The organism is Altererythrobacter sp. CAU 1644 (assembly GCF_029623755.1).
In the GTDB taxonomy this organism is placed as follows: Bacteria; Pseudomonadota; Alphaproteobacteria; order Sphingomonadales; family Sphingomonadaceae; genus Erythrobacter; species Erythrobacter arenosus.
Genome location: NZ_CP121106.1, coordinates 2,775,170 through 2,795,189, shown reverse-complemented (window position 1 = coordinate 2,795,189; position 20,020 = coordinate 2,775,170). Strand labels below are relative to the sequence as shown.

16 protein-coding genes and 1 tRNA gene are annotated in these 20,020 nt (G+C 61.7%); 4 read left to right on the top strand and 13 right to left on the bottom strand.

The genetic code is table 11. The annotated features are described in order from the left end of the window. Positions 1 to 4: 4 nt before the first annotated feature. Both P7228_RS13905 and P7228_RS13900 read right to left on the bottom strand, forming a co-directional pair. The gene (locus P7228_RS13905) at positions 5 to 733 is read right to left on the bottom strand and encodes a sulfotransferase-like domain-containing protein (protein WP_278015830.1); all 729 of its coding nucleotides are present in this window, start codon (positions 731 to 733) and stop codon (positions 5 to 7) included. Further along, positions 733 to 1,647, bottom strand: coding sequence for an aminotransferase class IV (locus tag P7228_RS13900; protein WP_278015829.1), 915 nt, complete (start codon positions 1,645 to 1,647; stop codon positions 733 to 735). Before P7228_RS13900 ends, P7228_RS13905 begins: the two co-directional genes overlap by 1 nt. Positions 1,648 to 1,713: 66 nt before the next feature. On the opposite strand from P7228_RS13900, the gene P7228_RS13895 reads away from it, so the two are divergent. The 3 genes from P7228_RS13895 to P7228_RS13885 all read left to right on the top strand — a co-directional run bounded on the left by P7228_RS13895 (position 1,714) and on the right by P7228_RS13885 (position 5,415). Continuing rightward, positions 1,714 to 1,803: transfer RNA gene (locus P7228_RS13895), tRNA-Ser, on the top strand. Between the two features lie 116 nt (positions 1,804 to 1,919). Beyond that, positions 1,920 to 3,218: a FecR family protein gene (locus P7228_RS13890; RefSeq protein WP_278015828.1), complete on the top strand. Its 1,299-nt coding sequence runs from the start codon at positions 1,920 to 1,922 to the stop codon at positions 3,216 to 3,218. Between the two features lie 25 nt (positions 3,219 to 3,243). Next, positions 3,244 to 5,415: a CHASE2 and HATPase_c domain-containing protein gene (locus P7228_RS13885; protein ID WP_278015827.1), complete on the top strand. Its 2,172-nt coding sequence runs from the start codon at positions 3,244 to 3,246 to the stop codon at positions 5,413 to 5,415. Positions 5,416 to 5,426: 11 nt separating this feature from the next. Here the strand turns inward: P7228_RS13885 and P7228_RS13880 are convergent, their stop codons facing one another. The 6 genes from P7228_RS13880 to P7228_RS13855 form a co-directional block, all read right to left on the bottom strand. After that, entirely contained in the window at positions 5,427 to 5,960 is a 534-nt protein-coding gene (locus P7228_RS13880; RefSeq protein WP_278015826.1) for a hypothetical protein, read from the bottom strand. A 35-nt stretch (positions 5,961 to 5,995) separates the two neighbouring features. Continuing rightward, on the bottom strand, positions 5,996 to 6,697 hold the full coding sequence (locus P7228_RS13875) for a response regulator transcription factor (RefSeq protein ID WP_278015825.1): 702 nt from the start codon (positions 6,695 to 6,697) through the stop codon (positions 5,996 to 5,998). Between the two features lie 124 nt (positions 6,698 to 6,821). Further along, positions 6,822 to 8,675: a cation:proton antiporter domain-containing protein gene (locus P7228_RS13870; RefSeq protein WP_278015824.1), complete on the bottom strand. Its 1,854-nt coding sequence runs from the start codon at positions 8,673 to 8,675 to the stop codon at positions 6,822 to 6,824. Between the two features lie 22 nt (positions 8,676 to 8,697). Continuing rightward, entirely contained in the window at positions 8,698 to 10,110 is a 1,413-nt protein-coding gene (lpdA, locus tag P7228_RS13865; protein WP_278015823.1) for a dihydrolipoyl dehydrogenase, read from the bottom strand. A gap of 229 nt (positions 10,111 to 10,339) precedes the next feature. After that, positions 10,340 to 10,765, bottom strand: a complete 426-nt coding sequence (locus P7228_RS13860; RefSeq protein WP_278015822.1) for a hypothetical protein — start codon at positions 10,763 to 10,765, stop codon at positions 10,340 to 10,342. After that, positions 10,762 to 12,153: a 2-oxo acid dehydrogenase subunit E2 gene (locus P7228_RS13855; RefSeq protein WP_278015821.1), complete on the bottom strand. Its 1,392-nt coding sequence runs from the start codon at positions 12,151 to 12,153 to the stop codon at positions 10,762 to 10,764. Before P7228_RS13855 ends, P7228_RS13860 begins: the two co-directional genes overlap by 4 nt. Positions 12,154 to 12,278: 125 nt before the next feature. Between P7228_RS13855 and P7228_RS13850 the strand changes: the two genes are divergently transcribed. Then, complete coding sequence (locus P7228_RS13850) at positions 12,279 to 12,725, top strand: universal stress protein (RefSeq protein WP_278015820.1); 447 nt, start codon at positions 12,279 to 12,281, stop codon at positions 12,723 to 12,725. A gap of 10 nt (positions 12,726 to 12,735) precedes the next feature. Here P7228_RS13850 and P7228_RS13845 read toward each other — a convergent pair whose 3' ends face one another. The 5 genes from P7228_RS13845 to P7228_RS13825 form a co-directional block, all read right to left on the bottom strand. Continuing rightward, positions 12,736 to 15,114 (bottom strand): ribonuclease R family protein, encoded by a 2,379-nt coding sequence (locus P7228_RS13845; protein ID WP_278015819.1) that lies wholly within the window; start codon positions 15,112 to 15,114, stop codon positions 12,736 to 12,738. A gap of 1 nt (position 15,115) precedes the next feature. Further along, positions 15,116 to 16,660, bottom strand: a complete 1,545-nt coding sequence (gene proS, locus P7228_RS13840; protein WP_278015818.1) for a proline--tRNA ligase — start codon at positions 16,658 to 16,660, stop codon at positions 15,116 to 15,118. A gap of 66 nt (positions 16,661 to 16,726) precedes the next feature. Beyond that, a complete protein-coding gene (gene phaR / locus P7228_RS13835; protein WP_278015817.1) occupies positions 16,727 to 17,278 on the bottom strand; it encodes a polyhydroxyalkanoate synthesis repressor PhaR in 552 nt (183 codons plus the stop codon). Between the two features lie 70 nt (positions 17,279 to 17,348). Next, the gene (gene alr / locus P7228_RS13830) at positions 17,349 to 18,389 is read right to left on the bottom strand and encodes an alanine racemase (protein WP_278015816.1); all 1,041 of its coding nucleotides are present in this window, start codon (positions 18,387 to 18,389) and stop codon (positions 17,349 to 17,351) included. Beyond that, entirely contained in the window at positions 18,379 to 20,016 is a 1,638-nt protein-coding gene (locus P7228_RS13825; protein WP_278015815.1) for an MFS transporter, read from the bottom strand. Before P7228_RS13825 ends, alr begins: the two co-directional genes overlap by 11 nt. Positions 20,017 to 20,020 lie beyond the last annotated feature (4 nt).

The following is a 20,020-nucleotide window of genomic DNA, read 5'->3' as shown; positions in this document are numbered from 1 at the left end:
GCCGCTAGAGCGCGAATACCTTGAGAGCCTCGTAATCCGCACGGCATGCCTCGGCGATAGCGCGATATTCGCCTGTCAGTTCGGGCATTGATTCAGGTGGAGCGCCAAATCCGTTCGACTTGTTGACCTTGTCGTACCAATGGACGCCCCAGATACCGTCCTCGGGATGAGGCCCGGCCTCCCATGACTGCATCGCCTCGTCCCAGGGAATGCCGAGCGAATGGCACAGGCGCGTCAGAACGCCAGCCGCATCAGTGAGAATGTCATCCGAATCGACTACGGGTGGCGCCCTTCCAGTCCGTTGTCGCTCGAACTCGAAGTACTGTCTCAACCTCGCAAAGCCCAAGGCCTCGGGATCTGCCAGTTCGTTCTTCTTGCGGTAGCTCGCCACCACGCGTTCGGGCGAGCGGATCAGGAATGCGTGCCGGTGTTCGGGCATGTCGGCGAGGCTGATCGGTCCGACCATATGGTGCGGCATATGTTTTTGATACCAGACGGTCTTTCCCGACGGGATCGCGCCAGATTGTGTAGCGAGGACACTCCGCCAGTCACAATCCATGTCCGCGATGATCTCTTCGGCCATCGGGTGCGGCTCCCCGCTATCCTTGAGAAAGGCGCCGTAGAAAGGCTCGTCCGAGACCGCGCAATCGGCGCGCGCGCCAAAACTGCGCATCATCGCCGTCGAAATGTTGCGAGGGCCCGACCACATCGCGATGCGGATCGGTTCTCCCATCAAGCGACATCCCGCTCGATCAGTTCGCGGTAGATGCCCTGCAGCCGTTTCACCATTGGGCCCCTTCCCACGGTCAACCTGCGGCCGTCGACCTCGGTAACCGGCACGACCCCGGCAAAGGTTCCGGTTACAAAGGCTTCGTCGGCGCCGTAGACATCGGTGAGCGAGAAGTTCTTTTCGAATACCGGAATACCAGCGTCCCGACAGATCCGAATGACGTTGGCGCGCGTGATCCCGCCGAGGCAGTAATCCCCGCTCGAAGTCCACACTTCACCCTTGCGGACGATAAAGAAGTGGGTCGAATTGCAGGTCGCGACGAAACCGTGCGGATCGAGCATCAGTGCCTCGTCCGCGCCGGCCTGCGCCGCCTGAATGCAGGCAGTAATGCAATTGAGCTTGGAGTGTGAATTGAGCTTCTGATCCTGAACGGCAGGATCGCCGCGCCGCACATGCACGGTGAAGAGCCGGATACCGCTTTCCACCGTCGACGGCAGCGGCTCCTTGAACTCCGCAATGATTACGATGGTCGCAGGAGAGATGACCACGCGCGGATCCTGATAGGGTGTCGAACGAATTCCCCGCGTCACCATCAAGCGGATGTGAACGCCCTCCTCCTCGCGCATCCCGTTGCCGTCGATGGTGGCGTAGAGGCGTTGGGTGAGTTCCTCACGGCTCAGGCCCACATCCATCGCGATCGCCTTGGCACCCTCGTATAGCCGGTTCAAGTGAGCATCGAGAAACGCGATCTTGCCCTGGTGGACACGCAGCCCCTCCCAGACCCCGTCACCCAACATGAATCCGCTGTCGAATACGGAGACGGTCGCCTCGGCCCGCGGGACCAGCTCGCCATTAACATTGATGAGGATGGATTGATTGCGCGGATCAGGCGCAAAATCGTGGGTGCCGTGAGCCATGCGCGTGTTCTATCGGCGCAAATGCTGGTGACAACCGCAATCTGCCACGCTAGCGAGCGCGTCAACGGACAGGTGGCAGAGTGGTTGAATGCAGCGGTCTTGAAAACCGCCGTGGGTGCAAGCTCACCGTGGGTTCGAATCCCACCCTGTCCGCCAGTTTTCCTTCGGCTTGAAAGCTCCCATCCTTGTAAAATCGTGTGAAGGCACGGCGGGCTGCGCTTTGGCATCTGCGCTCAATTCGGTAAAAGACCACCGATAAGGACTGGAAGCGCATGAAACTACCGACGAAACTGCTCCTTGTGGCCTCGACCGCCCTCCTTGCTGCGACGGCGTCCGCGCGCGACGATGGAACGGTCGATTACCGGGTGGCAAAGGGCGACACGCTCTACCAGCTAGCTCAGGATTACTTTTCAGATCGGTCCGGTTTCGTGCGCGTCCAGCGGATCAACCGAATCCGCAATCCCAGGGAACTCCAGCCGAACCGTCTCATCAAGATCCCTCGGGATCTGCTGAGATATGAACCGGTCGATGTCCGCGTAATCGCATTTAATGGCCCGGTTACGATCGCAGGAGCCGGCGAAGAGGGGCTTCCGACCCTCGGCATGGTCCTGCGTGAAGGCGCTGTGGTTTCGACCGGAATGAAGGGTTTTGTCTCGCTTGCAGGCCACGAAAATTCCCGAATATCGCTGCCCTCCAACTCACGGGTCCGGATCGACGGTGCGCGAAGATACCTGATCGACAATTCGGTCGACTTCGATTTGAAGGTCCTCGAAGGTCGCGGGGAGGTGGTAGCCCCGAAGCTCAAGAGCAATGAGCGCTATCGGGTCGGAACCCCGGTCGCCGCGACTGCTGTGCGCGGAACCCAGTTCAGGGTATCGTTCGATCCAACAGCCGAAATCGCCGCGACCGAAGTTACCGAAGGCACAGTGACCGTCGCAAACGACGTCACCGACATCGCCGCCGAGGCGGGTTTCGGTGTTTCTGCAAGGGCCGGAGCAATGGGTGAGCTCGAAGCGCTGCTCCCCTCCCCCGAGCTTATCAATGCCGGAAGAGTTCAGACTGCGGACACTGTCGCGTTCGCAATCGTGCCGCTGGATGGCGCCAAGGCCTATCGCACGCAGCTCGCTCGCGATGCTGGCTTTATCGAAGTCGTTTCCGAAACCATTGAGCCGGACACCCAGCCAAATTTCGACGAATTGGACGATGGTCGCTACTTCGTGCGGAGCCGGGGGATCGCGCAGAGTGGACTTGAGGGTTTCTCGGAGGCCTATTCCTTCCGCCGCAAGCGTGTGGGCGTCCAGGCGTCTGTCGCGAACGATCCAAATGCGGACGCGTTCAAGTTTGCGTGGTTGCCGGAAGGCAGCGGCAAGTCATTCCACGCGTTCCAGCTCTGGCGCGAGGGTCAGGAAGGCAGTCTGCTGTTCGACGAGGTAGGCCTTGAGCAATTCGACCTCCTTATCAGCGAGCTAGACCCGGGAAGCTATCAGTGGCGGGTCGGCGCATTCCAGATCGACGAAGGCGACGTGATAAAGGTATGGGGGGAAGCACAAACCCTCAACATCACCGAATAGACGGCAGGATCGTCGCCATCTCCAGATGAACAACAAGCGCCTTTCGATCGAGTGGAGCCTCTTGCTCCTGGCAGCGCTTGCCTTCGTCATGCTGGGGCTTGAAAGAGGGTTCGGGGAACGCCTGGACCAGCGTGCGCTGGATTTCGGCATGGAGGCGATCGCCGGGAGCGCTCCAGACGACATCGTTCTTGTGACCATCGACGACCGCAGTCTCGCGGATATCGGAACATGGCCATGGGATCGGGAGATCTTCGCACAGCTCGTCGATGCAGTCGCCACAGCAGAACCCGAAATTGTGGTGTTCGATATTCTGCTGATCGAACCAAGTACGGCTGAGAGCGACAAGGCACTAGAACAAGCCTTGGCCGAAGCCGGCAAGGTTACCCTGCCCCACACCTTTGCCCCCAAGCCCGGCGCGATCGATGAAGTAGTTCCCGTCATGCCGTTGGCGGCGTTTTCCGCAGTCGCCGCCGGGATCGGACATGTCGCGGTGTTTCCCGACAGCGACGGTATCGTGCGGCGTTTCTCAAGCCACTATCGTGCCGACGGCGAGGACTATCCGCACCTTGCCCTGGTCACCGAGCGACTACGCGGTGAAGTTGGCCCCCGCGGCATCTTCACTCATCGGGATGTCCCGATCTTTCCTGTCGAGCCATCGGGCAGTTTTCGCACGATTTCCGCCTCCGATATGCTGAACGGAACCGTTCCGCCCGAATTCCTGCGCGGACAACGCGTGTTGATCGGCGCAACCGCCCAAGGGCTAGGCGATCGATATTCGGTACCGGACTACGCAGGTCGCATCATGAGCGGGGTCGAAATCCAGGCGAACATGATGGCAGCGATCAGCGAAGGTCGCATCGTCAAGCCGGTCCCGCTGGCGCTGAACACGCTTATTCTTGCGTTGTCTGTTATTGCGTTGATGCTGGTCTTCTGGAAGGCAACGCCGCGAACCTCCTTGCTATTTGCATTTGGGCTGCTGGCGGTCTTGCTGCTCGTTGCCATACTTTCGGTTTGGCTCGGACAAATGTGGTTGCGGATCGCTCCTGCCCTTGCGGCAATAGTGATCGCCTATCCCCTTTGGGGATGGCGGAGACTGGCCATGGTGAGCCGGTTCCTCGAGGCTGAGGCTCGCACGCTGGAACAAAGTGCTCCCGGCAAGACTAGCGTAGAGGGCTACGGCTTTGATGCCGTCGCGCGGCAAGTTTCGCAGGTCAAGCGGCTGACCGACGAGGTCAAGCAGAGCTTGTCTTTTATCCGCGGTGTCATCGACGCGGCCCCTGATCCGATGCTGGTGTTTGATAAGCAGCGCCAGGTTGCGCTGATGAACGACAAGGCAATGGAATTGTTCGCGCATTGGTCGATTGAAGATCAACCGCATTTTGCTGAGCTGGTCGCAGGGGTCCGTGCCCGGTACGATCCAGAATCGCAGGAGATGATCCTCCAGGACGGTCGAGCATTTCTGGTGGCCAATGCTCCGCTGGATGCAGACATAGGAAGCGAGGTCATGATCCTGCGGGAAGTCACCGAACTGCGCAATGCCGAGAGGCAACGCCAGGAGATGCTCGAGTTTCTTTCCCACGACATGCGCTCGCCACAGGTGGCGATCATCGGACTGACCGGCAAGTCGAGCGAGGAATTGGTGAAGGAAGAGCGTCTCGCCCGGATCGAAGGCCAGGCGCGACGCACGCTCTCGCTGGCCGAGAACTTCGTCCAGATCGCGCGGTTGGGGTACGATGGGATAACGCGTGAAGACTGTGATATCGGCGCGCTGCTCTATGAAGCTGCCGACCGGGCGTTCCCGGCGGCGAAACGCAAGGGCGTATCGATCGAGACCCGAATACCCGATGACCCGGAATTCTGCCTCGTCGATCCCTATGCGATCTCACGCGTCGTCGACAATCTTCTCGACAATGCGATCAAGCACACGCCAAGCGGACGCCGGATCACTCTCGCGCTCGATCCCATAGATGACGAGAGCATTACGATTGTCGTCAGCGACCAGGGCGAAGGCTTTCCGGAAGATCGCCTAGAGCAACCGTTCGAACGTTTTGGAGCGCAGTCTGGTGATGCCGGACTGAGTGTTGGCCTTGGTCTCGCTTACGTGAAGCGCGCAGTCGACGAACACGGCGGCACGATCAGCCTGAAATCGAGCCGCGAAGAGGGCTCCGAGATTGCTATCCGTCTGCTCCGCGGTTGACACTGGATTGCCTATTCGGAAGTTTCGGTCGCAACCTCGCCCAGAGCATCGCCAACAAGTCGTTCGGCAAGCACTGCGACCGGGACAGGCTTGCCCCGACATTGGTCCGACTGGACCGACCCGCGGTAATTGAGCGCACCACTCGATCGATCGAAAACCGCCAGTGTTGCACGAAGTCGCTCGCCGTCGCAGCTCTCGAACCACTTGCCCTCGCGGCCGTCAGACTTGATCGGCCCGGTCGATTCCTGGGTCTGGGATTGAGCACCGGGAATAATTGCGGTCTCCGCGCTTCTCAGGGAAATCGCCAGATCGGCAACCGCCTTCGAACCCTCGGCAATTCCGATCCCCCGTCGACCGAATGCATCGACAACAGCTTCGCGGAATTGCGAACGTAACGCACCGTCGTCTTCCGATGCGACGAGCTCGATCGTCTCCAGGTTTTGCGGGACTCCGGCGCGGTCGAGCGCGAGCGGATCATTTATCGCGCAACTCGCGAGGCTTGCAGCCATGGCGCCAGCGAGGCCGAGAATTCCTGGGCGACCCATGCCTCGCAATCTTCTACCTCTCAGCATTGTCCGTCTTACGCAGCTTCAGCCTCTTCGTTGAAGCTGTCCATCCGGTAGCCGAAACCGAAGACCGTACGGATGACAAAGCCATTGTGCGGCTTCAATTCCAGCTTCGAGCGCAACCGCGACACATGCATGTCGATCGTGCGCGTCTCCAGATTGGCGTTACCCCCCCAGACGCGTGAGAACAAGTATCCGCGCGAAAGCGGACGATCGATATTCTGGAAGAACAGGAGAGCAAGCTGATATTCCTTGGCGGTCAACGCGATGGCCTGACCGTCCTTGGAAACGACGCTCTCTTTCTGATCGAACTCATAGGCGCCAAAAGTGAGGTGGCGCTCTTTCATGTCGGTCTTCGTCTTGCGGCCGGCTGCTTCGATCCGAGCGCGGATAACGTCTTCCGACTCGGGCTTGACGATGTAGTCGCTGGCTCCGGCCTCAAGTCCGCGCACGACCTCGCCCTTCTCGCGCCGACTGGTCAGCAGGATGAATGGCGGTCGCACAGAGAGGGTCTCGTCCGCCCAGGTCACGATCTCCAGCCCGGTGTACCCCGGCATGTTCCAGTCGAGCAGGACGACGTCGTAGGTTTCGCGCTTCAGCGCGTTCTGCAAATCGATCCCGTTCCGGAAGCAATCGACCGTGTGTCCGGCAGCTTTGACTACTGTCGACACCTGGTCGAGAATTTCCTGCTCGTCGTCAGCAATGGCCACCCGCATTCGAAAATCTCCCACAGCGATGCTATGTTCTTTTCCGACGGATTTTACATTCGTTGCGCCCGCGTTGCACGCACTTCGCTTGAAAGTTTACAAGTCTTTACGCCCTGTAGGTCCAAAGTCCCCATCAGTTTCCGCGACTTACGATCTCATCCATCTGGTCGCGCAGCTTCGGATCCCATTCCGCCCGAAGCTCCTTGATCTTGGCGATCAACGGCTCGTTTTCCCATGCGGGCAAGTCCACGCGGTAGAGGTCGGCCACGATAGGCATTGCGCGGCGGTCCATCTCCTCGAATGCGTCGACCATCGCCGTCGCAGACTGCCGATCGTGACCGAGAGCTTCGAGGGCCGAGCGTCCGATCCGAAGCGATCCGTCGTAGGTTTCGCGGATGATGTCGCGGCAGCCGATCGCCCACAATTTGTAAACATGGTCGCGGTCGATCGCGCGGGCGATGATGTGGACGTCCGGATAGGTCTTGGTCACGTAGCCCACCAGCTTGTCGATCTGCTCCTTCTCGTCGAGCGCGACGATCAGCAGTTTTGCCTCGGCTATCCCGGCGCTCTGCAGCAAGTCGGGTCTAGTCGCATCGCCGAAATAGCTGCGCATGCCGAACTTCTTGAGGTTCTCGATGTGCTTCGAGTCGTAGTCGATGACGGTGGTCTTGTAGCCTGCTGCATCGAGAATCCGGTCGACGATACCGCCAACCCTACCGCGACCGGCGAGAATGATGTCGTTCGATTCCTCGATCTGGTCGGGCTCACGCTCGGCGCCGCCGCAATAGGCCTTCGCGATAACCTTGTCGTAGAGGATGAAAAGCAGCGGCGTCACCAGCATGGTCAGCGCGACGATCAACAGCAGCAAGTCTGCCAGCGCGTTGTCGAACACGGCATTGGCGAGCGCAAAGCCGATCAGGACAAAGGCAAATTCGCCGGCCTGGGGAAGGCTCAGGGCGAAGAGCCACAGCGACTGGCGGCGCAAACCGTATAGCCAGCCAATCGCCAGGAGGATCGCCAGCTTGGTGACGATGATCAGCGCGGCCCAGAAGATGACCTCACCGAGCAAATCCTGCGCCAGCCCGAAGTCTATCCCGGCCCCGACGGTGATAAAGAACAGGCCGAGTAGCAGCCCCTTGAACGGGTTGATGTCGCTCTCGAGCTCGTGCCGATATTCGCTCGTCGCCAGAACCACGCCGGCAAGGAAGGTGCCCAATGCGGGCGACAATCCAACGAGGGTCATCAAGAGCGCGATACCGATCACGAACACCAGCGCCGCCGCAGTAAACAGCTCACGCAAATTGCTGCCCGCGATGTAGCGGAACAGCGGCCGCGACAGATATATCCCGGCAAGCAGAACGGCCCCCACCGCCGCGATCCTGGCGAGTGCCGCGCCCCACCCGCTCATCTCCTCGGTCAGATCGAGCGCGCCGCCATGGGCACCTTCTCCCGCATGGACCGCTCCGGCAAGTTCAGGCAGCGCGAGAAAAGGGAGGATTGCAAGAATTGGGATGACCGCGACATCCTGCATCAGCAGGACCGAGAAACTCGCCTCCCCGCCCTCGCTCTTGAGCAGGCCCTTCTCGGTCAGCGACTGGACGATAATTGCCGTCGATGAGAGCGCCAGGACGAGACCGATCGCGAGCGAGGTCTGCCACGGATTGTCATAGGCGAGCGCAATGGCCATCAGCGCAAGAGTGGTCAGCACCACCTGCCCCCCGCCTAGACCCAGCAGCTTGCCGCGCATTTCCCACAGGCGCTTCGGTTCGAGTTCGAGGCCGACGATAAACAGCATCATCACCACGCCGAACTCGGCGAAAACCTGCAGCGCCTCGACATCGACGCCCAGACCATCGAGCAGCGGGCTGATCGCCATCCCGGCGAGGAGGTAACCCAGCACCGACCCGAGGCCGAAGCGCGTCGCCAGCGGAACCGCCACCACACCGGCGACGAGGATTACGAAGGCGAGGACCAGGAAACCCGTCATACGCCCTCCTCAACCGCTCGCGTCAGATATGCAAGGCCTTGCCGTATGCCCCAAGGACGCTCTCATGCATCATCTCGCTGAGCGTCGGATGCGGGAAGACGGTCTGCATCAGCTCTGCCTCGGTCGTCTCGAGCTGCTTGCCCACGACATAGCCCTGGATCAGCTCGGTCACTTCGGCGCCGATCATGTGCGCGCCAAGCAACTCTCCGGTCTTGGCGTCGAATACTGTCTTGATGAAGCCCTCGGCCTCGCCCAGCGCAATAGCCTTGCCATTGCCGATGAAGGGGAAGTTGCCGACCTTGACCGTGTAGCCAGCCTCCTTGGCCTTTGCCTCGGTCATGCCGACCGAGGCAACCTGCGGATGGCAATAGGTGCAGCCCGGGATGTTGTTGCGGTCGAGCGGGTGCGGATGCACATCCTTGTTGCCCAATTCCTTGGCGATGGCCTCGGCGGCGGTCACACCCTCGTGGCTCGCCTTATGAGCAAGCCACGGGCCCGGCGTGCAATCGCCGATCGCCCACAGGCCTTTCGACTTGGTGCGGCCATAGGGATCGATCTGGATGAAGCCGCGGTCCATCTCGACCAACTTGTCGAGCCCGATGTTCTCGGTGTTCGGGACGATGCCGATGGCGACAATGCAGTGGGTGAATTCCTGTTCGCTTACCTTGCCGTCCTTGGCCTTAATCTTGGCCTTCACGCCATTGTCGCCGGCCTTGATGTCCTCGACACCGGCGCCGGTCATAATCGTCATGCCCTGCTTGGTCAGCGACTTTTCGAGGAAGGTCGATACGTCGGCATCCTCGACAGGAACGATGCGGTCGAGCATTTCGACCACGGTCACTTCGGCGCCCATGTCGTTGTAGAAGCTGGCGAACTCGATCCCGATTGCCCCGCTACCGATCACCAGCAGCTTCTTGGGCATTTCAGGCGGCGTCATCGCGGTACGATAAGTCCACACGCGCTTGCCATCGGCGGGCGCGAACGGCAGGTCCCGCGCGCGGGCGCCCGTGGCGACGATCACGTGCTTGGCGGTGAGCTTCTCCTCACCCTTCTCACCCTTCACGGTCATGGTGGTGGGACCGGTCATGGTCCCCTCGCCCATGTGGACCGTGATCTTGTTCTTCTTCATCAGGTGCGTGACGCCTTGGTTGAGCTGCTTCGCCACCCCGCGGCTGCGCTTCACCACCGCCTCGAGGTCGGCCTCGATGCTGCCTGCAACCTTGAGGCCGTAGGATGCTGCATGGTCCATGTAATGCTTGATCTCGGCCGAGCGCAGCAGTGCCTTGGTCGGGATACAGCCCCAGTTGAGGCAGATGCCGCCGAGATTTTCGCGCTCTACGATGGCGGTCTTCAGGCCCAGCTGCGCGCAGCGGATTGCCGCCACATAGCCGCCGGGTCCGGAGCCGAGAACGATGACGTCGTATTGATCAGACATTCAGTTTGAGCCTTTCAATCCTGAACGGATGGAACACTTGGAACACGGTCCAATTCGCTAAGAGTGGCCGGGCGAGGCTTAGTCTCGCGAGTGGTCGCAACGGAGTGTTTCGATGAGAAGATCATGTCGCAGATATCGCATAGCTGGGAGTTTGTAGGACATTGCTCATTGCCCCTCTCCCTTTGCGGGAGAGGAGTTGCTCGCCGAGTAAAGTATCTGGTGCGAGCGGTCAGACATGCTGATTTTCGCTGTCACCGACATGAAGACAGAACCAAACTAACGCGGAGACCAGACCAGCGACCGCTCCCATCAAGGCCCACGCCCAAAGTCCAGCCAGTATTATTTCAGCGTGCCCCTGCCAAAAGGCAACGCTCAAGAGGACCCCACCGACGGCTCCGACCAGAGTGCCAACAATCGCAACTGTCTTCTGGTTGCCCGCCCACCCTTGCCGCTTCAAAATCCAGAGAGTTGGTAAACCGAAGAATACGCCGCCCAGTAGTCCGAGAACGAAGCTAATCGCTCCGACGGCAAGAAACGCTTCGAACGAGAAGTGCTCACCGGTAACAATGGAAGCCATTGCATAGAAAAAAGGTATCGCGAAGCCGACTGCCAAGGCCGTCACGAAAAACCGCCCCGTCTCTACAAGCAGTCTCAAACCACCAGCCCCATCGGGTTCTCCACCAGCTGCTGGAAGGCCTGCATCAGCTGCGCGCCGTCCGCACCATCGATAGCGCGGTGATCGAAGCTGCCGGTTGCACTCATAACGGTCGCGACCTGGAGCGCGCCATCGACCACATGCGGGCGTTGTTCGCCGGCGCCAACCGCAAGGATCATCGCCTGCGGGGGGTTGATCACCGCATCGAACTGCTTGGTGCCGAACATGCCGAGGTTGGAGAGTGAGGCAGTGCCGCCCTGATACTCATGCGGCTGCAGCTTGCCATCACGCGCCTTGCCAGCGAGCTCCTTCATCTCGGTCGAGATCTGCGCGAGACCCTTGCGCCCCGCATCGCGAATGATCGGAGTGATCAGGCCGGAAGGCGCAGCGACTGCCACGGAGATATCCTCGCGCGTGTACTGGTAGAGTTCGTCGCCCTGGAAGCTGACGTTGCAGGCCGGGACTCGCTGCAGTGCCCGTGCCAGTGCCTTGATCAGTAGGTCGTTGACCGACAGCTTTACGCCATCGGGCTCGAGCGAGGCATTGAGCTGACTGCGCAGCTTGAGCAGCGCGTCGAGGCGTACGTCCACGGTGAGGTAAATGTGCGGGATGGTCTGCTTCGCCTCGGTCAGGCGGCGTGCAATGACCTTGCGGACATTGTTGAGCTTCTGTGCCTCGTAGGGCGCATCGAGATCGCCGCCGAGCTGGGCAACGGGCTGCGGTGCGGAGGGAGCCGGTGCTGCGGCCTCCTTCGCGGGTGCCGCGCCGGGTTTGACATCTTCCACGTCGGCCTTGACGATGCGGCCGCCCGGGCCACTGCCCTTGATGGTCGAAAGATCGAGCCCCTTCTGTTCGGCAATACGCTTGGCCAGTGGCGAAGCGATGATGCGTTCGCCCGAAGGTGCAGGTGCGGGCGCAGGTGCGGGGGACGGGCTGGGAGCAGGCGCGGGCGATCCGCCTGCCGCGCCTTCGACGTCGCCCTTGGTAATCTTGCCGTCAGGTCCGGTGCCGGTGATCGATGCGAGGTCGACACCCGCTTCCTCGGCCAGCTTCTTCGCACTTGGCGTTGCTGCCGGACCATCGCTGGCAGCGGGAGCCGGTGACGGTGACGGTGCAGGAGCGCTTGCCGCCGCATCAACGTCTTCACCCTCTTCGGCGAGCAGGGCGATGACCGTGCCCACCTTGACGTTCTCGGTGCCTTCATCGACCGCGATGCTGGCGATGGTCCCTTCGTCGACCGCCTCGAACTCCATCGTCGCCTTGTCGGTCTCGATCTCGGCCATGATGTCGCCGGCACTGACGCTGTCGCCGACCTTCACCAGCCACCGGGCGAGCGTGCCCTCCTCCATCGTGGGTGAAAGCGCGGGCATCTTGATTTCGATTGGCATCGGGTGACGGAATCCCTCAATGTGACGTTACGGAAAGGTCTCTGGCGAATTCGTGCCGCGCGGGCAAGGTTCTTGCGAAGAATACGATTTCAGCGGATACGGTGCGCAGAACAGATGGGGGTCCGATGCGCACATTCCTGGTGGTAATGGATAATACGCGTGAAGCGCGTTCGGCGATGCGCTTCGCCGCGCGGCGTGCCGCGGCCGTCGATGGCGCGGTCCATATCCTGGCGCTGGTCCCGCAGCAAAACGTCAGCGCCTTTGGCGGGGTGCAGGCGACGATCGAGCAGGAAGCGCGCGATCGGGCCGAGATGCTGGCGCATGGAGCCGCCGGAAATCTGCTCAGCGAGAGCGGGATCATGCCGGCGATTTCGGTGCGCGTCGGCAACGGGCTCAAGCTGGTCGATGAGTTCCTTGCCGAGCATCAGGAGGTTGCGGCGCTGGTGCTGGGCGCGGCGGAAGGCGGCAATCCCGGGCCGCTGGTGACGCACTTTTCGGCACAGGCGGGCAACCTGCCCTGCCCGCTCTACATCGTGCCCGAGAATTACGACGAGGCAGCGAAGGGCAGCTAGCGCGCCCTGTTCACTTGCGCTTGCCGCGCCCCTGATGCCGGATGTTCTTGGGGCGGCCGCGCTTGCCCTGGACATGCTTTTGCCGAGGTGCGCCTGGGTTCTTCACCGGTCCCCTGCGCGGCGGCGGACGGTTTCCGCGTCGCTCGATCGGGTCGCCGTCACTGTCGGGAACCTCGAATTTGAGAGCACCGGTGAGCGCGTTTGCCTCGGCCAGTTTGAGCTGGAGCCGGTCGCCTGAGGCATAACGCGTGCCACTATCCTCACCGATCAGCGCCTGCGCGGCCTCGTCATAGCGGAAGTGCTCGCGGCCCAGCGTCGAGACCGGCACGAGTCCGTCCCCGCCCAAACCGACGATCGTGGCGAAGAATCCGAAGCCCTGAACACCGGTAATGCGCGTGTCGAAGGTCTCGCCGACCCGGCCTGAGAGCCACGCGGCGACATAGCGGTCGATCGTGTCGCGTTCGGCCTCCATCGCACGGCGTTCGGCCTGGCTGATCGCGTCCGAAACCTGCTGCAGCGATTCGCGATCCCGATCCGACAGGCCGGTGGTCTCCGGCAAGTTACCCTTCGGCTTGGGCTGCTCGAGCTTGTAGGCATCGACCAGCGCGCGGTGCACCAGCAGGTCGGCGTAGCGGCGGATCGGCGATGTGAAATGGGCATAGCTGCCGAGTGAGAGGCCGAAGTGCCCCGCATTGGTCGGGCCATAATAGGCCTGCGTCTGGCTGCGGAGCACCGCCTCCATCACTTGCGCCTTTTCCGCTTCGTCGCTGACGTCCTTGAGCATGCGATTGAAGAGGCTGGGCGTCACCACCTGTCCCAGCGCCAGCTTGCGCCCCAGGGTGGCGAGATATTCGCGTAGCGCGATCAGCTTCTCGCGGCTCGGTGGTTCGTGGACGCGATAGACTACTGGGGCAGTCTTGGACTCGAGCGCCTTGGCCGCGGCAACATTGGCCGCGATCATGAAATCCTCGACCACGCGGTGGGCGTCGAAGCGCTCGCGCACGAGTATCTCCGCGATCCTGCCCTTGTCGTCGAGGATGACCCTACGTTCGGGCAGTTCGAGTTCGAGCGGGTCGCGCGCATGACGCGCTTTGGCGAGCAGTTTCCAGGCATCCCACAGATGCATCAGCGCCTGATCGCGATCGCGCTCCTCACCGAAGGAATGCTTGGGCGTGCCGACAGCTTGTTCGGCACCCACCCGGGCATGGGAGAAGTTGTCGTGGGCGCGGGCCTGCGCGTCCTCATAGGGGATGTTGTGCGCGATCCGGACGATGGCGCGGGTGAACCTGACGGCCGAAACCTTGCCTTCGCGCGAAATATTGAAGTGGCATACCATGGCCGCGCGGTCTTCGTCCTGCCGCAACGAGCAGACGTCGGCCGACAGGACCTCGGGCAGCATCGGCACCACCCGATCGGGGAAATAGACCGAATTGCCGCGCTTCCTAGCCTCGCGGTCGAGCGCGCCACCTGGACGCACGTAGAAGCTGACGTCGGCAATGGCGACGACGGCGTCATAGCCGCCCTCCTTGTCGGGTGCAGCCCAGATCGCGTCATCGTGGTCGCGCGCGTCGGCGGGGTCGATTGCGATGATCGGCAGGCTGCGCAAGTCCTCGCGCTTGCCTTCGCTCAGCGGCAATTCCGCAGCGCGTTTCGCTTCGGCCAATGTCTCTTCGGGGAAGACGTGTGGGATGCCATGCTTGGCGATGGCGATCAGGCTGAAGCTCCTGGGCGCAAGCGGATCGCCCACCACTTCAGTCACCCTGACACCCGCGCGTTCAGAGCGACCCGTGCGCTCCGCAATGACCAGTTGACCTTCCTCGGCCTCACCCAAATCCGAGATCGGCGAGGAATTGCGGATCCGCTTGTCGACCGGTGCGAGCCAGGCCTTGCCGCTGCCATCGAGCTCGACCACGCCCATCAGACCTTCGGTGCGGGCCGGTAGCTTCTTCATCGGATGGGCAATCCACCCGCGCTCGGTTTCTTCGGTGCGGGAAAGCACCCGATCGCCGCGCCGGAGTGCAGGCATGGCCTTGCCGCCCCTGCCCTTGCGCTCCTGCATGATCAGGCGCGGCGGCTTGTCGGGAGCGTCGGGCGACCAGTTTTCCGGCACCGCAATCGCCTCGCCATCGTCGATCTCGACAACGCGCAAGACAGTGACCTTGGGCACCCCGCCCATGCGGTGATAGGCGGTCTTCTTCCCGTCGATGAGGCCTTCCTCGGCCATGTCCTTGAGCAGGCGCTTGAGAGCGATCTTCTCCTGCCCCTTGAGGCCGAACGCCTTGGCGATCTCCCGCTTTCCGGCGGGAGTATCCGAAGTCTGCAGAAACTCGAGGAGCTGTTCGCGCGAAGGGAGACCCTGGGGGCGCCGTGGAGGCCGCTTGCCCGCCAAATCAATAGGCCCTGGCGATCAGGATGCGCTCGACCGCTGGCTCGCCGGTGAAGATGCATGCTCCATCCGCCGACTCCGCATCGCGCGGAACATTGCGGATCGTGAGCTTATGCGCCTTGAGCTGTTCGACAACCTTGTCGAGGGCGGCACCGGTCGGTTTGGACCACTGCACCTCCAGCCAGCCCGGGTATTTGCTCGAACCATCATAGAAGGCCGCGACCTCGTCCATTGACGTGACGCCGCGCGTGATGTTGGCATCGCGCCGCCCTGCCGCTTCGTCAAACATGCCCTGCTGGATTTCCTCGAGCAGACCGCCCGCTTTTGACAGGAATTCCGCCCGCTCGGTGAAAGCGAAGTTGGGCTTGCCATTGTCCGTGTTCCACAGCCGGTCGCGGCGCAGCAACGCAACCTTGCCACCTTCCATGTCGCGCGGGCCGACCTCCACGATCAGCGGCGCGCCCTTGCGCACCCAGTCCCAGCGCTTGGCCGCAGCCTTGCCCGGACGGCTGTCGAGCAGCACGCGGATCGGTTCGCCACAGGCGCCCTGAGAGGCCAGCCCGGCGCGCACTTCCTCGCAATAGGCCAGCAAGGCCTCGTCTTCGGGCTGTTCGCGCAACATCGGCAGGATCACGATCTGGTGCGGTGCGATCCTTGGCGGCACGCGCAAGCCGTCATCGTCGCCATGCGTCATGATCACGCCGCCAACCATGCGGGTCGACACACCCCAGCTGGTCGTGTGGCAGTATTGCTCGGTCCCCTCGCGGTCCTGGTACTTGATGCCTGCCGCGTGGGCGAAGTTGGTGCCGAGGTAATGGCTGGTGCCCGCCTGGAGCGCCTTGCCATCCTGCATCATCGCTTCGATCGACCAGGTTTCGACTGCGCCCGGAAAGCGTTCGTTTTCGGGCTTCTCGCCGGTGACGACCGGCAGGGCGAGATCTTCTTCGGCACAGGCGCGGTACATTTCCAGCGCACGGTGCGTTTCCTTCAGCGCATCCTCGCGGTCGGCATGGGCGGTATGCCCCTCCTGCCACAAAAATTCGCTGGTGCGCAGGAACATGCGGGTCCGCATTTCCCAGCGCACGACATTGGCCCATTGGTTGGTCAGCAGCGGCAGGTCGCGCCAGCTTTGGATCCAACGTGCCATGGCATCGCCGATGATCGTTTCCGAGGTCGGCCGCACCACCAGCGGCTCTTCGAGCTTGGCCTCAGGGTCGGGGATCAGGCCGCCCTTGCCATCGGAGATTAGGCGATGGTGCGTCACCACGGCCATTTCCTTGGCGAAGCCTTCGACATGGGCTGCCTCACGCTCGAAATTGGCGAGCGGGATAAAGATCGGGAAATAGCAGTTCTGGACGCCGGCCGCCTTGATCCGATCGTCCATCAGGCGCTGGATACGCTCCCAGATGCCGTAGCCCCACGGCTTGATTACCATGCAGCCGCGCACCCCCGAATCCTCGGCCATATCGGCTGCCGAGATGACTTCCTGGTACCAGGCGGCGAAATCGTCTTCGCGCTTGATGTTGAGGGCGTGGCGAATGTTGGACACGGGTAGTTGTTTCCTGCTGTGCGGAGGGCGAATCTTCGATCGGGGCTGCAAGAGCGCCCGTTCGCCTTATTTGCCGAGTTCGTCCAGCTTCTTTTGCATCGCGGCCATCTGCGCGCGCAGGGCCTCGATCTCGCTCGACGCCTTGTCGGATTTCTCCGCCTTCTTCGTCGCAGCTCCGGGAATGAGGACATCGGCTGCAGCACGCATCATGGCCATGTTGGTTTCATGGATCTTAGCGAGCGGTGTGTTGCTGATCCCCTTCTCGAATGCCTCGCGGATCTTCGCCTGGTTCTCGCGGAAGTTCTGCATGCTGGCTTCGAGATAGGAAGGCATCATCGCCTGCATCGAATTGCCGTACATACCGATCAATTGGCGCAGGAAGCTGACCGGCAGCATCTGCTCGCCATTGGCTTCCTCGTCCATGATGATCTGGGTCAGGATCGAATGGGTGATGTCGTCACCCGTCTTGGCATCGAGTACCTGGAACTCGACATTGTCGCGCACCATTCCAGCGAGATCGTCGAGCGTGATGTAACTCGATGTGCTGGTATTGTAGAGCCGCCGGTTGGCGTACTTCTTGACGATTACGGGTTCATCGGCGGCGGTGGTCTTGGCCATCAATCGGGGCGTCCTGTTGCAGTTGCGTTATTGCACTTAGCACCCGCACAAGCTGCGGTGCAACATCGGCCTAGCGAGCCTTCAGTCGCGAACCCAGTATTGTCAGCAATTCATATTGTCCGAGAGAGGTTTGCTGCGCAGCATCGGGCAGGAAATAGGGCACGTCGACCCAGTCGCCTTCGCGCAGATCGGGAGCCTGCGAAAGATCGACGACGATCATGTCCATCGACACCTTTCCGAGAATCGGCAGCGCAGCATTGCCGTGCAGCAAATGGCCCCCTGCCCAGCTCCGCAGGAAGCCATCGGCGTAGCCCAGCGAGACCACACCGACCGGCATCGCAGAGGAAGCGGTAAAGGTCGCATTGTAACCGACTCGATCTCCCGCAGCGAGCCTGCGGGTCTGAATGATGGCAGCTTGCGGCATGGCGACCTGGCGGATTTCGCCTTCCAGCTCCGCGCGCGGGATGCCGCCGTAGAGCGACAGGCCCGGGCGAGTGAGATCGAAATGATAGTCGCTCCCCAGTGCGATCCCGGCGCTGTTCGCGAAGCTGACGGATTTATGCCGGACAGTCGGAATGATCGCGCGAAATGCTGCAAGCTGCTCGCCATTCATGGCCGAGTCTTCATCGGCACAGGCGAGGTGCGACATCAGCACGTCGATCTCGAGGTGCCCTATCAACGGATCGCCCACCTCGTGCATGCTCAGGCCGAGCCGGTTGATGCCGGTGTCGACCATCAGGTGGCACGGCCCTCCCCCGGCTTCGAGCCAGACCTGCGCCTGATGGAGCGAGTTAATGATCGGGATGACCCCGGTCGCACGGGCGAATGTGGCATCGTCAGGTTTGACTGTGCCGTGGAGCACCGAAATGCTGGCCGCCGGTACGTGGCGCGCGACTGCCTCGACCTCGCTCCAATGGGCGACAAAGAACTGCTTGGCCCCGGCATCGCGCAGCACCGGGACACAGGAATCGACGCCCAGTCCATAGCAATCGGCCTTGACCGCTGCGCCTGCATTTGCGGCACCGGACATGCGATCGAGGGCGCGCCAGTTGTGTGCCAGCGCGTCCTTGTCGATTGCCAGCCGAAGGGTCGGCGAAGGTTTATCCGGCATCGTCGGAAAAATCACGCGGCGGACCATCCGGCAGGCCCCACCAGGCGACGATGATGCCGAATGCCACGACAATCCAGGTGTACCACAGCCCCGAATAGATATTGCCGGTGCTCGCCACGATCACGCCCGCAATCAGCGGCAGGAATCCGCCGAGGTAGCCCGCGCCAATATGGTAGGGGATCGACATCGAGCTGTAGCGGATCTTGGGTGGGAACATCTCGCTCAGCAAAGCCGCAACCGAACCATAGGTGAGTGCCGACAACATCCCCAATCCGAGCAGGATGCCGACGATCCCCAGCAGGCTGGCCATGCCTGGCTGCTGCTTGGAGAAATCGAATCCATATTCGCTGAGCGCTGCGCGCAGGCCCTCACGCCGTGCGGCGCCATCTTCGAACCATGCCGGTTCGAGCCCGATTTCTTCGCTGCCGACCGTTACTCGCAGTTCGTCGCCATCGGCCACGTCGTAGGATACGCCCGACGCGGTCAACACCTCGAGCACCTTGCCGCATTGGGTCTGCTCGCGGTCGAAAAGTTCTGCGAAGGGATCGGTCGTACACTGCGGCCCTTCGATCCTGACGGGCGTCACTTCCGCCGCATCGGCAAGACCTGGATTGGCGAGGCTCCCCAGCCCCCAGAATGCCGGGAACAGGAGGAACAGCGTCAAAACGGCGCCGATCATGATCGGCTTCTTGCGCCCAACGCGGTCGGACCACTTGCCGATGATGAGGTAGAAACTCATCGCGATGAGGCCGGAGACGAACAGGATGATCTCGACGGTCAAATCGTCGACGTGCATCGGCCCGCGCAGGAAGCTCATTCCGGAAAAGAACGCGGTGTACCAGATGGTCGTGAGGATTCCCGTCACGCCGAACAGGGCGACGAAGATACGCTTCTTGTTACCGGGATAGGTAAAGCTCTCGATGAATGGATTTCCCGAGATCTCGCCCTCTTCCTTCATCGCCTGGAACACTGGGCTTTCGGACAGCATCAGGCGCATCCACAGCGAGATGACCAGCAGGATGATCGAGAGCAGGAATGGGACGCGCCAGCCCCAGTCGGCAAAGTCGTCCGCCGGGATCAGCCAGCGACAGGCGAGCACCACGGCGATCGACAGCACGAAGCCGCCCGCCACGCTCGCCTGGATGAAGCTGGTGTAAAAGCCGCGCTTTTCCGGTGGGGCATGCTCGGCCACGTAGATGGCTGCGCCGCCATATTCGCCGCCAAGGGCGAGGCCCTGGATCACGCGTAGAAGGATCACAATGATCGGCGCGGCTATGCCGATGGAATCGACTGTGGGAATGAAGCCGACCCCCGCGGTGGCAATGCCCATCAGGGTTACGGTGACGAGGAAGGTGTATTTCCGCCCCAGCTTGTCGCCAAGGAAGCCGAACAGGATCGCCCCGATCGGGCGGAAGGCAAAGCCGACGGCGAAGGTCGACCAGACCAGCAGGAGCCCAAGCGTGTCATTGTCTACATCGTAGAAGGCGTCCTTCAGGATGTAGGCTAGCGTGCCGTAGATGAAGAAGTCGTACCACTCGAACACGGTCCCGGCGCTGCTGGCGCCGATAACGAGCCGGATTTCCTTCTCGCTCGGCTCACGCATGGCTGGTTTTGCGACATCGGTCATCGCC

Coding starts and splice junctions, on each gene's coding strand:
- P7228_RS13890 (WP_278015828.1), top strand. CDS start 1,920: ATGAAACTACCGACGAAACTGCTCCTTGTGGCCTCGACCGCCCTCCTT.
- P7228_RS13885 (WP_278015827.1), top strand. CDS start 3,244: ATGAACAACAAGCGCCTTTCGATCGAGTGGAGCCTCTTGCTCCTGGCA.
- P7228_RS13880 (WP_278015826.1), bottom strand. CDS start 5,960: ATGGGTCGCCCAGGAATTCTCGGCCTCGCTGGCGCCATGGCTGCAAGC.
- P7228_RS13850 (WP_278015820.1), top strand. CDS start 12,279: ATGCGCACATTCCTGGTGGTAATGGATAATACGCGTGAAGCGCGTTCG.
- phaR (WP_278015817.1), bottom strand. CDS start 17,278: ATGGCCAAGACCACCGCCGCCGATGAACCCGTAATCGTCAAGAAGTAC.
- P7228_RS13825 (WP_278015815.1), bottom strand. CDS start 20,016: ATGACCGATGTCGCAAAACCAGCCATGCGTGAGCCGAGCGAGAAGGAA.
- lpdA (WP_278015823.1), bottom strand. CDS start 10,110: ATGTCTGATCAATACGACGTCATCGTTCTCGGCTCCGGACCCGGCGGC.
- alr (WP_278015816.1), bottom strand. CDS start 18,389: ATGCCGGATAAACCTTCGCCGACCCTTCGGCTGGCAATCGACAAGGAC.
- P7228_RS13905 (WP_278015830.1), bottom strand. CDS start 733: ATGGGAGAACCGATCCGCATCGCGATGTGGTCGGGCCCTCGCAACATT.
- P7228_RS13870 (WP_278015824.1), bottom strand. CDS start 8,675: ATGACGGGTTTCCTGGTCCTCGCCTTCGTAATCCTCGTCGCCGGTGTG.
- P7228_RS13855 (WP_278015821.1), bottom strand. CDS start 12,153: ATGCCAATCGAAATCAAGATGCCCGCGCTTTCACCCACGATGGAGGAG.
- P7228_RS13875 (WP_278015825.1), bottom strand. CDS start 6,697: ATGCGGGTGGCCATTGCTGACGACGAGCAGGAAATTCTCGACCAGGTG.
- P7228_RS13900 (WP_278015829.1), bottom strand. CDS start 1,647: ATGGCTCACGGCACCCACGATTTTGCGCCTGATCCGCGCAATCAATCC.